Origin of the sequence: Kocuria sp. CPCC 205258 (assembly GCF_040981005.1) — a bacterium.
Lineage (GTDB): Bacteria > Actinomycetota > Actinomycetes > Actinomycetales > Micrococcaceae > Kocuria > Kocuria rosea.
Map to the genome: position 1 here is coordinate 467,229 of NZ_JAVKPS010000002.1, position 13,888 is coordinate 481,116.

A 13,888-nucleotide genomic window follows, 5' to 3' on the forward strand; every position below is an offset into this window, starting at 1 on the left:
GCGGCGGACAGATGACGGAGCCGGTCTCCGCGGCCGGGCAGGTGGCCGGGCAGGGCTACTCGGCGGCGGTCTCGCCGGCCCAGGCCTCCGCGTAGAACGGCGCGGAGCGGGAGTCCAGCAGCTCGGCGTAGAGCTCCGGCTCCATGGCCTGCGCCGAGTCCTCCGGGACCGTCGGGGCGAACGCGGACACGCCCAGCCCGGCCGCGCGGTCCTGCAGGGTCAGGCCGGCGGCCTCCAGGAGCGTGGGGTACATGCTCAGCTGGTCCACGCCGGGGCGCGGCGTGCTGCTCCCGTCCGCGCCGGGGACCCAGATCCGGTTGAAGATGGTGCGGTTCTCGTGGTGGTCCAGCTGCTCGTGGAAGGCGTCGCCGGCGCTCATGTGCTTGAGGTGGTCGCCCATGATCACCACGGCGGTGTCCTCGAGGTAGCCCTGCTCCTCCATGTGCTCCACGAATCCGGCCACCTGGGTCATGGAGCAGAAGAACGCGGAGGTGACCTCGTTCTGCGTGTCCACGGTGCAGTAGTCGTAGATGTGCACCGGCTCGTGGGTGTCCAGCGTCAGCACGGAGAGGTTGAACGGCCGGCCGGTCTCCTCCGCCTCGGCGTGCAGCGCGTCGATCTCGTCCGCGGCGTGGGCCATGAGGCGTCCGTCGCTCAGGCCCCAGTCCCCGCGGAAGCTCTCCTCCGGGTCACCGGCGGCGCGCCAGTCGGAGAGGTCCTTGACCTCGTCATAGCCGTGGCTGCTCAGGAAGGTGTCCTTCGCGGCGAAAGAGGCGTTGGCGCCGCCCAGGAAGACGCTCTGGTAGCCGTGCTCGTCCAGGACGTCGCCCAGACAGGTGGTGCCGCCCAGGTAGGTCTCGACGTCGCCGCCGAGCTCGTTGAGGGCGCCGCTGTCCGCGGCGGAGCCCATGCCCTTCAGCGGGATGCCGCACTGCGTGGCGGTGAGCCCGGCCATGGTCCAGCCGCCGCCCCGGTACTGCTGGAAGTCCGCCACGCTCTGCCAGCCGTCCGAGGCCGCGGTGACCTCCTTGAGCGGGGCGAACGCGTCCTTCTCGAAGTGCTCGTCGTTGGCGAGGGTCTGCTCGCCGGACTCGAGGTAGATCAGCACCAGGTTGCGCCGGTCCTGGTCCCCGGTGACGACCGGCGCCGTGTAGTAGTCGCCGAGGTCGTACTCGGAGTTTCCCGCCCTGATGTAGTCCCGCACGCCCACCGTGGTGGCGAAGGCCGTGGTGCCGCCGACCACCAGCGTGCCCACCAGGGCGGTGGTGAGGGTGCGCATGACCCACCGGGTGCGGCGAGGGCGCGGGTCGTGGCCGTGGTGGCGGCGCCGGCGGCGCCGGACGTGCTGCCACAGGGCGATCCCGGCGGTGAGGAGCAGGGGCACCACGCCGATCCCCAGGATGCCCATCCAGACGATGGCCCCGCCCCCGCCGTCCATCTCCACGGAGACGAGGTTCAGGAGCATCTGCCCCACGGAGATCTCGCCCCAGTAGTACCGGATGCCGGCGGCGGCGATGAGCAGCGCGAGCCCCGCCCAGATGAGGACGTAGACCAGGACGTGTCCCAGGACAGCGCCGACCCGTCGGATCACGTGAAGATTTCGATCGGACATGGCACCACCTCGCGTTCCAGGTGCGCGCGTGGTCGCCGAACGCCCTTGACATCAAACCGTTCTCGGGTGCATAGAACCCTAGTACCGATTCGTAACCTGTTCAACAGTGGTTCACCAGGGAATGCGGAACAGTTCACCTCCGCGTGCGCCGCACGGCCGTCCGTTCAGGGGAGGCAGGCTTGGCGGACTTCTCCGAGACGGCCCGCGATCCGACCGGTGCCCAGCAGGGGCACGGCCGGCTCGCGGGCCGTCTGGGAGTAGTCCGTGGACGCTACCGGGCTGTCCGGTGGGCGGTCAGCGCACGGCCTTGCTGCGCCCGGCCACGCCCTCGGCCACGCCGATCAGCAGCACCGCGGCGACGACGGCCACGATGAAGCCCAGGATGTTCAGCTCGAAGATGTCCCCGGTGCCCAGCGCACTGGCGATGACGCCGCCGATCACCGAGCCGGCCAGGCCGAGCAGCAGCGTGGCGATCAGGCTGAGGTTCTGCTTGCCGGGCTTGATCAGGCGGGCGAGGGCGCCGATGACGAGGCCGGCAACGATGAATCCGATCATGGGTGATGTCTCTTCTCTGTCGTGGTTCCCGATGAGGACGGGACGGGGGGAGGGTTCTCGGGGCAATGTCGCCCATCGATCCTACGCATACTCAGCCGACTGTCGAACTGACCCTCGAGAGCCGCGTCCGCCGCGGGGCGAACGGGCGCACGTCCTCGATCATCGGAGGGCCGGGCGGTACCGTGAACGGCGTCACACCCGTGCACCGATTCCGGAGGTCGTCGTGAAGATTCGTGGAGCCGTCCTGGAGACCATGGAGGCCTCCGCCCCGTATGCCGAGTCGCAGCCGCTGCGCGTCGAGGAGCTCGAGCTCGGCGAGCCCGGGCCCACCGAGCTGCGGGTGCGGATCACCGCCGCCGGGGTGTGCCACTCCGACCTCTCCGTGGTCAACGGCAACCGGCCGCGGCCCCTGCCGATGCTGCTGGGGCACGAGGCGGCCGGCGTCGTCGAGCACGTGGGCGCCGAGGTCACGGACCTGACCGTGGGCCAGCACGTGGTGATGGCGTTCCTGCCGCGTTGCGGCGAGTGCGCCGCCTGCAAGACCGAGGGGCTCCTGCCGTGCACGGTCGGCTCGAAGGCCAACGCCTCCGGCACCTTGATCGAGGGCTCGATGCACCTCACCTCCGAGACCCGCGGCAACGTCTACCACCACCTGGGGGTCTCCGGCTTCGCCACCCACGCCGTGGTGGACCGGCGCTCCGTGGTGCCCGTGGGTGAGGACGTCCCGGCCGCGATCGCGGCCGTCATGGGGTGCGCGGTGCTCACCGGGGGAGGGGCCGTCATCAACGCGGCGCAGGCCACCGCCGACGACGCCGTGGCCGTGGTCGGCCTCGGCGGCGTGGGACTCGCCGCGGTGCTGGTCGCCAAGGCCGTGGGCTGCCGTCGGGTGATCGCCGTGGACGCGCTGGCCGAGAAGCTGGAGCTGGCGAAGGAGTTCGGCGCGGACGAGGCGCTCACCCCGGACGAGCTCGTGGCGCTCGAGGAGAAGCCGCGGGTGGTCATCGAGGCCGCCGGGCACCCCCGGGCGTTCGAGACCGCGTTCAACGCCACCGCCGTGGGCGGGGTGACCGTCACCGTGGGCCTGCCCGCGCCCGGGGCGATGTCCCAGATCGAGCCGCTGAAGATCACCGCCGAGGCCCGCCAGATCATCGGCAGCTACCTCGGCTCGGCCGTGCCGGCGGTGGACATCCCCAAGTACGAGCAGATGTGGCGGGACGGCGTGCTGCCGCTGGAGAAGCTCATCACCTCCCACATCACGCTGGACCAGATCAATGAGGCGATGGACGAGCTGGACGCGGGGCGGGCGGTGCGGCAGGTGATTGAGTTCCCGGAGGGCTGAGTTAGTAGATCCGCACTATGTCTGGAATCCGTCGATAGGTTAGCTGTCAGCTGACTGTTGTTGAGCCCGGCGTCATGAGTATGAGCGGCTCGAGTCGATATGGGGGTGCTTTGTATCGATTTCGAACGGTTGCACTAGTTACCATGATGAGTCCTCGGTTTGCGAACGCTCCGAGGTGCCAGAACAGCAACAGGAGGCGACGCGGTGCCTGCAGTGGCCGATGAGATCGACGATCTGTACGAAGACTTCGTCAGATTACTGGAGATCGACACGCCCGAGGGCGCGGTCAAGATGCTGCGGCGTTGGAAAACCGACGAGGAAACCATCTCCGGAATTCAGGAACGTCACGAAGCCGAAGTGCTCAAGATTCGTGAGCTCGAGGAGCCACGTACCGTCGTTACCGATGGCCGTGACACCTGGTACACCGGTCCTAAGCCTGGTGATGTCTGCTGGCCCGCGGTTGCGCACTCGTTGAAGCGGGACGGGTGGACGGATGACTCGCTGGAATCCTTGGACCGTTCCTCCACACGCATCGTGTCGCTCCTCAACCATCCCAAGGAGAAAAGCTTTCAGACACGCGGACTGGTGGTCGGCTATGTCCAATCCGGCAAGACGACGAGCTTCACCTCGGTCATCGCCAAAGCCGTCGACCGTGGGTACAAACTCGTCATCGTTCTTGCCGGTATTCACAACGGCCTGCGGCGACAGACCCAGGTCCGCCTTGTGCAGCAGCTCGTCGAACCAAACCCGGCGCGCTGGACCCAACTGACCGAACTGGATCACGACTTCACACCTCCGGCCAATCCTGCGGCCTTTTTCGGGGCGCAGAACAAGACCCACGTCCTGTGCGTGGTGAAGAAGAATGCCACCGTGCTCAGGAAGCTCTCGAAGTGGCTGGACAAGGCGGGCCCCTACCTGAAGGACTGCGCGACTCTGGTTATCGACGACGAGGCTGATCAGGCCACTGTCGCCACGAAATCCATCAACCCCCTGATTCGTGGGGTTTTGGACAGCCTTCCGAAAAGCGTGTACCTCGCCTACACCGCTTCCCCTTTCGCCAACCTGCTCATCGACCCGTCGGACCCCGGGGGGCTCTACCCGCGAGACTTCATCGTCAATCTCCCGAAGCCGGAGGGCCACTTCGGTACCGAGGTGCTCTTCGGACGTGAATCCATCGAGGGAGAGAGTGCCGAGGACGTCGACGACGGATACGACATGATCCGCAGCATCCCGGAGACGGAGGAGCCGCTGGTCCGCCCCATGACGAGGGCAGAAGTCGAAGGTTTCGAACCGGAGATCACCGGCACACTCAAAGCTGCTGTCGAGTACTTTTGGCTCGCCACGGCTGCGCGCCTGGTGCGTGGCGCAGGTAAGAAGCACAGCACGATGCTCATTCACACCAGCGTCAACACCTCGGTGCACGACAGCTTCCGAGCACCTCTGGTCACACTCCGCGCGGAGGCTGTGCAGAGTCTCGGCGACCCCGATTATCGGCGTCACCTGCGTGAGCTCTGGGATACCGAGACGTCGCATGTGCCGGCCGAGGATTTCGGTGAGAAGAAGGTCGAGTTCGAGGAACTCGAGGAGCAGCTGCCAGCCGTCCTGGCACGCTGCCGCGTGATCATGGACAACTCGAACAGCCAGGATCGGCTCGACTACGACAACGGCCCGGTCATTGCGATCGCCGTCGGGGGGAACACCCTTTCGCGAGGCCTCACTCTCGAAGGACTTGCAGTCAGCTATTTCGTTCGAGCGGTCTCTGCCTACGACACACTTCTCCAGATGGGCCGATGGTTCGGCTTCCGGCACGGTTACGCGGACCTGCCCCGCATCTGGATGACGGATGAGCTCGCCCGGTGGTTCCGTCACCTCGCCACGGTCGAAGCGGAGATGCGGCGCGACATCGACGTTTACATGACCGAGGACAAGTCGCCGCTCGACTTCGCAGTCCGGTTGCGGACACATCCTGCGCTGCAGGTCACCGCAGCGGCGAAAATGAAGGCTGCAGTGAAAGCTGCCTCCTCGTACGGTGGCCAGCGGGTCCAGACGCACTATTTCGATCTCACGAAGGAGAGGCTGGAGCAGAACATAGAGGCCGCACGTTCTTTCGTGCGTTCGGCGGAGAACCAAGTGCCGGACGTCGATACCTCTCGTCCGGGCCGATTCGTATACCGAGGCGTGCCCTACGAGGACGTGCTTAGATTCCTCGACTCCTACGCCTTCCATCCGGACGCGACCGAAGGGCGTGCGAAACTCCTGAAGGAGTACATCGACAAGCGGGTAGTGCACGCCAATGCACTGCGGCGCTGGAACCTGGTCCTGCTGGGCAACGCCCCGACGGCAGACGAAATGAATTTCTCGTTCTCGGAAACGGCTGTGGTGGGTCTCGTCAACCGCGCCAAACTAAAGGTGAGCGATCAGGATCCGTACTTCGCCGACATCAAGACGCTTATGAGCCGCCATGATGCCGTTGCCGATCTGCCGACAGCCACCCCCGGTATGAGCGAGAAAGAGATCGTCGCCCATCGTCGAAAAAATGCTTCAGACATCGGACTCATTGTGCTGTACCCGATCGATAAGGACTCACGACCAGCGCCGGGAAGGGAAGACCGACGTCTGCCTCTCGGAGCACCGGAACACGTGATCGGAGTGGGCATGGTCTTTCCGCGACCGTCCGGTGCGGACGACGCGGTCGAATACGAGTACGTCAGCGCGGATCTTTCCCGCGTCAGGCTCGAGGAAGAGGATCTGAGCCTTCTCGAGGCCGAGGAATGAATCCATTGGAGGAAAACCTGTCCGCTGCTTGGTCCGTCCTGACCGGCCGCCCACCCAGTACCAGTACGGCGACCGCCTACAGGACTCGGGCCCTGTCCGTGGAGGTGAACGGCAGCGCGGTCCTTGTCGGTCTCGATACGCATGACCGCCGACATCTGTTCATTCCGATCCCCTCGAGCACCCGCCTGTGGCAGGGTCTGGACGGTCCAGGACTGATGCTGCGGAAGCGGCCGCTGGAGGACGAGGCGACATATCAGACCTATGCAGATCTGGCCTGTCTGAACCCGGGCATTGACGATCTGTTCGAGGAGCTCTGCCATGAGGTGATCGAGGCACTCCAGGAAGGCACGTCGAGCCCCACCAAAGCGCTGTACGGCGTCATCAACAGATGGCGCGCACTCTTCCAGGCCTCCCCGGCGATATCGGCAGAGACTGTTGCTGGGCTGTTCGCCGAACTTGTCGTCCTGAAACGGATGCTCGCCCAGGATCCCAGCGCTCACAGGACTTGGACAGGACCCACCGGTGCGCCCAAGGACTTTCTCTCGCAAACGATGGCCATCGAAGTAAAAGCGACCACTCGGGCCGAAGGTCGGAAACTACGCATCCATGGGCTGAATCAGCTGGAGCCTCCTGCTGGGGGGACACTGACGGTCTCCTGGTTCCGCTTGGAGCGCTCCGAAACTCACGATGCAATCGGCCTGAACGATCTTGTGGGTGACGTCCTCGCACTCGCCGACGACGAGCCAGCAGTCCTGGACCTTCTCGCCGAGATCGGCTATCGACGTTACGACCAGAGCCGCTACGACGACGACCGGTTCCGGCTCCTCGACGAGCGCTGGTACCCCGTGGACGAGGGCTTCCCACGACTGTCCGCCTCGGCACTGGATGGGCAGTGGCTGCCACCCCGGGTGACCGATATCGACTACACGGTCGACCTGTCCGGTGAGCCGCCGGTTCCCATGACGGAGAGCGCCGTGGAGGAACTCCTGATCAATTTCATCGGGGAGCGAGCATGAGTGTGGTCACGTGGCTTTCCCAGCCCTTCCCCCCGGAAGGCGCCACTGCTGCCGAAGGCATACGAAACCAACTGGGACGCCCCGAACTGGACATGTTGACGATTCTGGTGCGTGAGGCCGCGCAGAACAGCTGGGACGCCAGAGCCTCCGATACCGCACCCGTGCAGTTCGACATCTCCCTCAGAGACATCGGGCCGGCCCAAATGCCGGCGTGGCGAGCAGCCCTTCAACCGAATGTTCCTCCGGACAGCGACGGGTTCCCCCTACGAGCGCGACTTCGGGATCCCGCACTGCGAGTTCTGGAGGTCTCGGATCGGGGCACCCGGGGATTGGGAGGACCGACGCGGGCGGACGTCGTCACGTACGGTCCGCGGGACTTCGTGACTTTTGTGCGCAATATCGGGGAACCGCGTGATCGGCACCTGGGTGGGGGAACGTACGGGTTCGGGAAGGGAATTTTCTATCTCCTCTCGATGGTCGGGACGGTCCTCATCCACACCCGAGCGCGTAATGCAGAGGGGGTTCTCGAGACACGGTTGATCGGGTGTGCGCTGCGCAAGAGCTATCCGTGGACCGATGCCGAGAGCGGCCAACGACGCACGTACACGGGGCGTCATTGGTGGGGCGTTCCGGGTGAGGACGGCCTGATGGAACCTTTGGTGGGCGACGAGGCCGAGGACATGGCGGCGCGATTGGGAATGAAGAGGTTCGCTGCTGAGGAGACCGGAACGACCGTAGTGGTGATCGATCCGAACGTGTCTGGTCTGGAACCTGCTGATCTCGGTCGTTATTTGGCGGAGACGATCTGTTGGCAGTTGTGGCCGAAGATGTTGGGGCGCGCCGATGGCTCCGTCCCGATGGAGTTCAGGGTGTGCTCCGATGGGATCGACTACGAGGTGCCGGACCCGCGGAAGTTCCGGCCGCTGAATCTCTTCGTGAAGGCCTACGAGGCAATGTCCGGGGATGCCGGGGAGGAGCTGTGGTGCGGGAATCCCAAGCGCCTTCTCGGTCGAATCGGGGTGGCCAAGAAACCCATGGTGGGGCTGGAACCCACGCGGGCTTCGGAGACGGTCGATATCGAGAACATGGTGCACCACGTGTGTCTGATGCGACCGGCTGAGTTGGTTGTCACTTACCACAAGGGGCCCAAACCTCAGAGTGAGAACTTCGGCTACGCCGGGGTCTTTCGAGCAGATGAAGATCTTGACCAGGTCTTCGCTGCTGCGGAACCGCCTACGCACGACGCCTGGCATCCGAGCATGCTCGAAAAACCGGACAGCACATACGTGCGCACGACCTTCACGCGCATCAGTGAGATTCTGAACCGCCGCTTCGGCGAATCCACCGTGGTGGGGTCGAGCCGGAACACCTTTTCCCTCGGAGCAGCCAGCAGCGTCTTCGCAGACCTCATGCCCGGAGCTTGGGGAACCGGCGGTGCGAGCGCCCGGATCGAGGAGGATAGTCCCCGCCGCGGTCCCGGTTCCTCCCAGGGCGCAGGCCCGCGCGCCAAGGTGACATATCTGGGGGAGCCATACCTCACCGAACGGTATGGTGAGACCGTTCTGGCGCAGGAGTTCACTGTGCCGGTCCTCGGCTTGCAGAGCGTCTCGGTGCGTGTAGGCATTCTGATCGCGCGCGAGGGAGTCGGGCGGGAGAATGTGCCACCCATCAACGCTCGTGTGCCCGAGCTGATCGGGTGGCAGGACCCCGACGGCGTCTTCGTCCCGGCCGACACCCCGATGACCCAGGGTGGCGAGGGGGTCTGGAAGGTGTTCGTCCGTCCCGTGCCGGACACCGTGACCGACCTGGATCTGAGCGCGACCATGGTGGGGCCGGCATGAGCCGCCACGCCTTCCCGTACCGGCGCCCTGCCCGGGGCACGGTCACCACGGGCCCTTGGACGCTCGCTGTCGAGGACGAGGAAGTTCCGCTTCCGGACCACCTGCCCGACTGGGACTACCAGCTGGACCTGACGCTACGGCGAAGCGTCGGTATCGACGCCACGGAGATCCGTGCCGCCAGCGGTCTCCCGGACGGGGCTCGTATCGCTCTGGTGGTGGTGTGGTCGGCCAGCGGCCCCAACCTCTCCGGCCGAGCGACCTACATCGAACTGGGGCAGGACACGGAGTCCCACACCCTCGCGGTAGATCTGCGAGGCAACGACCTGGGAGGAACGCTCATCGTCCACACCCGCATCGTGCTCGCAGAACGCCTCGATACCGCGGCCACCGGCGTGGCCCACCGCGCGGGCTCGATTCTCTGGAGCGAGACAACCACCGTTCGCCTCCAAGGGGATGCCGCGCAATTCCCGATGGCCGTGATCGACTTCCGCGACACTGCCTTCCCCAACGACGCACCATGGCACCTCCAGATCGGCGGCAGCCTCGACGGAGCGGCCATGGGCGCCCTCCTCCTGCTGCTCAACGAGACGAACCAACGCGTCCTCACCGCTTTCCGTAACGCCGCGAAACCTACTGAAGCCGACCGCCTCGTGCTGTCCACCGTCTACACCGACATCGCCGTTCGACTCCTCCTGCACGCCCTGCATCACCAAGACTTCCTCGACGGCAACGAATACGCCGAGGGCAGTCTGGGCGCTGCCTGCGCCGACCTCTTCCAACGCACGTTCTCCGGACGCCGCATCGCCGACGTCAAACTGGAACTAGCGGACAACCCCGGCATCTTCCTCTCCACGCTGCAGTCCGACTCCGGCCTCTTCCAGGAGCGTGGTCGATGACAACCCTCTACCCCCGCCTGTTGGACGCCGATGCCGAGCCCATGTTCACCGAGTACAAGAGTGCGCTCGCCGACGGCCATGGCATCGAGTACCTCGCCGGGAAGGCGAGCACGACGCATCTGGCCGCCGTGTACGTCGCCACCGGCGGGACCCGGGCTAGTCGCGAGCAGCTCCAGTCGTTGCGCGACGCGGTTCTCGCTTTAGCACATGGCACGGGGTTCCCCGGTGAATCGCGGAACATGGCATGGTTCGACACCCAACTCGCTCAGCTACTTCATCAGCATTCCGGCATGGTGCCGGCCGAGGCCGCCGCTCGCGACGTGTGGCAGTTTCTTGCGCTGTGTCTTCTGCCCGACGTCGCTTTCTGGCGTTACCCGAACCCTCCCGGGGACCGAGTGCTGGGTACTGACCTAACCCGGCATGTGTTCGGACGCCTCTGGTGGCGAGCGCAACTGGTCCACGACCCGAGGTCACAGGACCCGTACGCGGGCTTGCAGGTGATGGGAGAAGCTGCTTTTGATCAGATTTACGCCCGCCGGGCGGTCCTGGGCGGAAGCCCCGCGCTCGTGCGCGGAATCCTCGAGGTCTGGCAGGAGCTCGAGAAGGAGGGGCAGCTTCGAGGGCTCACACAGCGAAAAGTACTTCAGGACTACCTCAAGCGCTTACTGCGGCTTTTTCCTTTTGTCGACTTCGACAGCCTTCGGGAGAACGACCGGAAGATCGAATTGCGGGCCGTCGCAGAGGAAACAGTTGAATCTTGCAGAGGAGAATTTTCCAAGGCTTCGGTTCCCGTCTAGACTTTTCTGGGAGTTCTATGCACAGAAGTGTCGAGCTGTCCCGACGTCACATCCCGCGTAACAGCGTGGTCCATTACCTTGGGTCGACCAGTATTCATGGATAAGATCTCATGGGTTTTACGAATAACAAAAGCGCATGCTTTCGGGGTCACGCCTATAGGGGCGTCTCCATCGGAACCGGCATTCAAAAGGGCTTCTACGCCCGAACCGTTTTCTCGACGACATCAGCAGCGAGCGACATGTCTTCGTGTTCCCAGAACCGCAACACAGTCCAACCCTGTTCCTGCAGGCGAATGTCGGTGTCCCTATCCCGGGCCACATTGGTCTGCAACTTGCTCCGCCACCATACGTCATTCGTCTGTGGGCTCGTCGCATGCACGGGGCAGGCGTGCCAAAAGCACCCATCGACGAAGACCGCCACCCGACGGCGAGGAAAAAGCACATCGGCACGCCTTCTGGGTATTCCGGGAAGCTTGGCGTCCACGCGATATCGCAGTCCTCGCCGGTGCAACTCTCGGCGGAGGAGCATTTCGGGTTCAGTGTCACGACGTCGCTGCAACGACATCCGGTGAGATGCGCCGGCGGACCTCGCCCTGGTCGGCGAACCACCCTGCCCAGGAACTTCTGGCGCCGGGCGTCCGTCGGGCCGGCTAGACTCCGTTGCTGTGTCCACCCCAACATTGTCCCCCGCAGACGCTTCCCTCCCCGTCGCCCCTGTCCCTTCCCGTGCCAGGCCTTTGGAGATTCTTGACGTCTTCGCAGGCGCTGGGGGACTGAGCCAGGGTTTCCATGAGGCATCCGACCGTTACAAAGTGGTCCGTGCCGTGGAGATGAACCCCGAAGCGGCGGCCAGCTATGCCGAGAATTTCGGTGATGTCGTCTACAACGGCAGCATTCAGGACTGGCTCGAGGACGAATTTGTGCCCAGTGCCCATGTCGTCCTCGGCGGACCCCCCTGCCAAGGATTCTCCGCGCTGGGAAAACAAGAAGAGAACGACGTTCGGAACACGCTGTGGCGTTACTACGTCCGCACCGTGCGCGAAGCACAACCTCTGTACTTCGTCATGGAAAACGTGCCCGCTTTCCTGACCTCGCCCCAGTTTCCCCTGCTCCAAGAGGAAATATCGCGTGGGGGAGCGCTCGAGGACTACGAGTTCGAAGCGCGCGTGCTCAACGCGGCCCAATACGGTGCAGCGCAGGTGCGCAAACGAGTCATTGTCATCGGACACCACAAATCAATTCCCGCGCCGGGATTCCCGGAACCCACTCATCCAACACCGGACTCGTGGACCGACCTGAAAAACGCCATCGGGGCCCTCAACCCTGTTGTCACCTCCCTACGTCCGGAAACTCGACAGATGTCGTTCGGTGACAGGACGTTCCAGGGACCTTTCCGTTCGGACGAGTTGCACGTGACCCGGCGCTATCGCGACATTTCTCTGGCTCGTTTCCGAGCCATTCCGCAAGGCGGGAGTCGGAAGGATCTGCCGGATGAGTTGCAGATGGACTGCTGGCGAAAACACACCACCGGCTCCATGGACGTCATGGGACGCCTGAGGTGGGAAAAGCCAGCGGTAACCGTACGCACCGAATTCACCAAGCCCGAAAAAGGTCGATACCTCCATCCAGAGGAACCACGAGCCATCACCATCCATGAAGGCGCCCGGATCCAGGGATTCCCCGATGACTTCAAGTTCGTCGGGTCCCTGACTCAGATCACCAAACAGATCGGCAACGCCGTCCCCATCCCTCTGGGACGCGCTTTGGGCCAGCACATCGCAGCTCGGATCAGCCCCAGCTGAGCCCCCGGGAATCTAGGTTCGGCGGTGCCCTCAGGAGAGGCCAAGGCAGCAGAGGGTTACCGTTGCTGAGGCATCAGTTGTACGTCGACGCTGTTCGGCGGGGAACGGCGTTCTGGCGGCAGCGATTCGGTGCCCAGGGTGTCGGTCAGCAACGGTGGCCTGCTGCCGGTGTCCGTCCAGCTGCTCCGTACCACTTCCTCGAGGGCCGCTAGGTCGAGATTTCGGCCCAGGGCAGCGGCCAGGACGTGGGCGCCCAGGCGTGGAGGAATCGCGTTACCGATCTGCTGAGCCCGGTCACCTCCGGACCAGGGGTAGTCCTCGGGGAAGGTCTGCAGTTGACCGGCCTCGAACAGCTCGAGCGACCCGAGGTCCGTACCGTCGGGGGACCTCACACGATTGCGTGAGACCTTGCCGGTGACCGTGGCGGCAGGCTCCTCCCAACTGCGAAGACCGCGGGCCTTCGGGTCGCCACCGCTGCCGTAGTTGGAGACGATGACGTACGGCCCGGGGCGGTGCAGTGTGCCGCGGATGGTTTCGCACGGCCGGAGCATGGAGTCCCAAGACAGCAGGGATAACTGATCGTCGCTGCTCGCCTCTCTTTTCCGGAACCGGCGATGCGTCGGCTGCGGCAGGCGGGGCATGTAATCCTGGTGGGCGATCAGAATGGCTCGTCGACGGGTCTGAGGAACCCCAAACTCCTCCGCTCGTAGGATCCCACTGGTCGTCTTGTACCCGAGACCATGCAAAGCCTCCGCCATGGCCTCCCAGACCGGCAGCACAGCGGGAACCTGTTCCAATACGACGGTCTTGTAAGGGTGTCCTCGCTCGTGTGCTTCCAAGATCCAGCGCAGGGGCTGCAGCACCAGCCCAGTGCGTTCGTCGTCCAGATGAGACAGGTCGGCGGTGACATCCTGCCCGCCGGCCATGCGTGAGATGAAGTTCTGGACCTGCTCCAGTGCCCGACGGCCGGCTCCTGTTCCCGCCACAGTGTAGGTCTGGCAGGGCGGTCCCCCCACGAGCATGGCGGCATCCGGAAAATCTGCGGGGCCGTACTCACGTACGTCTCCCTGCACTGTTTCCAGGCCGGCCGCGCGCCGGGTGGTGCAGGCATCCTTATCCCACTCGATGCCGACCGCCGACAGGCCCAACCAACGGGCGGCGACGTCCAACCCGCCAGGGCCGGCAAATAGGTCGACCACCCTACCGAACGATGACGCGGGCCGGTCCGACTGTACGGAAGTCATGGGGCCCGATC

The 13,888-nt window shown here is 64.7% G+C and carries 11 protein-coding genes; 7 read left to right on the plus strand and 4 right to left on the minus strand.

All coding sequences use genetic code 11. From position 1 onward, the window contains the following. Positions 1 to 55 precede the first annotated feature (55 nt). Positions 56 to 1,612, minus strand: a complete 1,557-nt coding sequence (locus RF644_RS05485) for an LTA synthase family protein (protein ID WP_368795726.1) — start codon at positions 1,610 to 1,612, stop codon at positions 56 to 58. A 294-nt stretch (positions 1,613 to 1,906) separates the two neighbouring features. Beyond that, complete coding sequence (locus RF644_RS05490) at positions 1,907 to 2,167, minus strand: GlsB/YeaQ/YmgE family stress response membrane protein (protein WP_368795727.1); 261 nt, start codon at positions 2,165 to 2,167, stop codon at positions 1,907 to 1,909. Between the two features lie 223 nt (positions 2,168 to 2,390). Between RF644_RS05490 and RF644_RS05495 the strand changes: the two genes are divergently transcribed. From RF644_RS05495 to RF644_RS05520, 6 genes are all read left to right on the plus strand, one after another. After that, positions 2,391 to 3,506 (plus strand): zinc-binding dehydrogenase, encoded by a 1,116-nt coding sequence (locus RF644_RS05495; protein WP_368795728.1) that lies wholly within the window; start codon positions 2,391 to 2,393, stop codon positions 3,504 to 3,506. Positions 3,507 to 3,710: 204 nt separating this feature from the next. Further along, the gene (locus tag RF644_RS05500; protein WP_368795729.1) at positions 3,711 to 6,281 is read left to right on the plus strand and encodes a Z1 domain-containing protein; all 2,571 of its coding nucleotides are present in this window, start codon (positions 3,711 to 3,713) and stop codon (positions 6,279 to 6,281) included. Continuing rightward, entirely contained in the window at positions 6,278 to 7,297 is a 1,020-nt protein-coding gene (locus RF644_RS05505) for a PD-(D/E)XK motif protein (protein WP_368795730.1), read from the plus strand. Before RF644_RS05500 ends, RF644_RS05505 begins: the two co-directional genes overlap by 4 nt. Continuing rightward, complete coding sequence (locus RF644_RS05510) at positions 7,294 to 9,138, plus strand: hypothetical protein (RefSeq protein ID WP_368795731.1); 1,845 nt, start codon at positions 7,294 to 7,296, stop codon at positions 9,136 to 9,138. Before RF644_RS05505 ends, RF644_RS05510 begins: the two co-directional genes overlap by 4 nt. Beyond that, the gene (locus RF644_RS05515) at positions 9,135 to 10,034 is read left to right on the plus strand and encodes a hypothetical protein (RefSeq protein WP_368795732.1); all 900 of its coding nucleotides are present in this window, start codon (positions 9,135 to 9,137) and stop codon (positions 10,032 to 10,034) included. The genes RF644_RS05510 and RF644_RS05515 overlap by 4 nt, the downstream gene beginning before the upstream one ends. Continuing rightward, positions 10,031 to 10,831: a DUF6339 family protein gene (locus RF644_RS05520; protein ID WP_368795733.1), complete on the plus strand. Its 801-nt coding sequence runs from the start codon at positions 10,031 to 10,033 to the stop codon at positions 10,829 to 10,831. Before RF644_RS05515 ends, RF644_RS05520 begins: the two co-directional genes overlap by 4 nt. Before the next feature lie 196 nt (positions 10,832 to 11,027). Here RF644_RS05520 and RF644_RS05525 read toward each other — a convergent pair whose 3' ends face one another. After that, positions 11,028 to 11,396 carry a very short patch repair endonuclease gene (locus RF644_RS05525; RefSeq protein ID WP_368795734.1) on the minus strand — a complete coding sequence of 123 codons (369 nt, stop codon included), beginning with the start codon at positions 11,394 to 11,396 and terminating at the stop codon, positions 11,028 to 11,030. 100 nt (positions 11,397 to 11,496) lie between these two features. Here RF644_RS05525 and RF644_RS05530 point away from each other — a divergent pair, with 100 nt between their 5' ends. After that, on the plus strand, positions 11,497 to 12,633 hold the full coding sequence (locus RF644_RS05530; protein WP_368795735.1) for a DNA cytosine methyltransferase: 1,137 nt from the start codon (positions 11,497 to 11,499) through the stop codon (positions 12,631 to 12,633). A 56-nt stretch (positions 12,634 to 12,689) separates the two neighbouring features. Here the strand turns inward: RF644_RS05530 and RF644_RS05535 are convergent, their stop codons facing one another. Continuing rightward, a complete protein-coding gene (locus tag RF644_RS05535) occupies positions 12,690 to 13,877 on the minus strand; it encodes a DNA cytosine methyltransferase (protein WP_368795736.1) in 1,188 nt (395 codons plus the stop codon). Between the last annotated feature and the right edge of the window lie 11 nt (positions 13,878 to 13,888).

Excerpts from the sequence above, each read along its gene's own strand:
- RF644_RS05535 (WP_368795736.1), bottom strand. The coding sequence starts at position 13,877 with ATGACTTCCGTACAGTCGGACCGGCCCGCGTCATCGTTCGGTAGGGTG.
- RF644_RS05520 (WP_368795733.1), top strand. The coding sequence starts at position 10,031 with ATGACAACCCTCTACCCCCGCCTGTTGGACGCCGATGCCGAGCCCATG.
- RF644_RS05490 (WP_368795727.1), bottom strand. The coding sequence starts at position 2,167 with ATGATCGGATTCATCGTTGCCGGCCTCGTCATCGGCGCCCTCGCCCGC.
- RF644_RS05510 (WP_368795731.1), top strand. The coding sequence starts at position 7,294 with ATGAGTGTGGTCACGTGGCTTTCCCAGCCCTTCCCCCCGGAAGGCGCC.
- RF644_RS05525 (WP_368795734.1), bottom strand. The coding sequence starts at position 11,396 with ATGTCGTTGCAGCGACGTCGTGACACTGAACCCGAAATGCTCCTCCGC.
- RF644_RS05485 (WP_368795726.1), bottom strand. The coding sequence starts at position 1,612 with ATGTCCGATCGAAATCTTCACGTGATCCGACGGGTCGGCGCTGTCCTG.
- RF644_RS05515 (WP_368795732.1), top strand. The coding sequence starts at position 9,135 with ATGAGCCGCCACGCCTTCCCGTACCGGCGCCCTGCCCGGGGCACGGTC.
- RF644_RS05505 (WP_368795730.1), top strand. The coding sequence starts at position 6,278 with ATGAATCCATTGGAGGAAAACCTGTCCGCTGCTTGGTCCGTCCTGACC.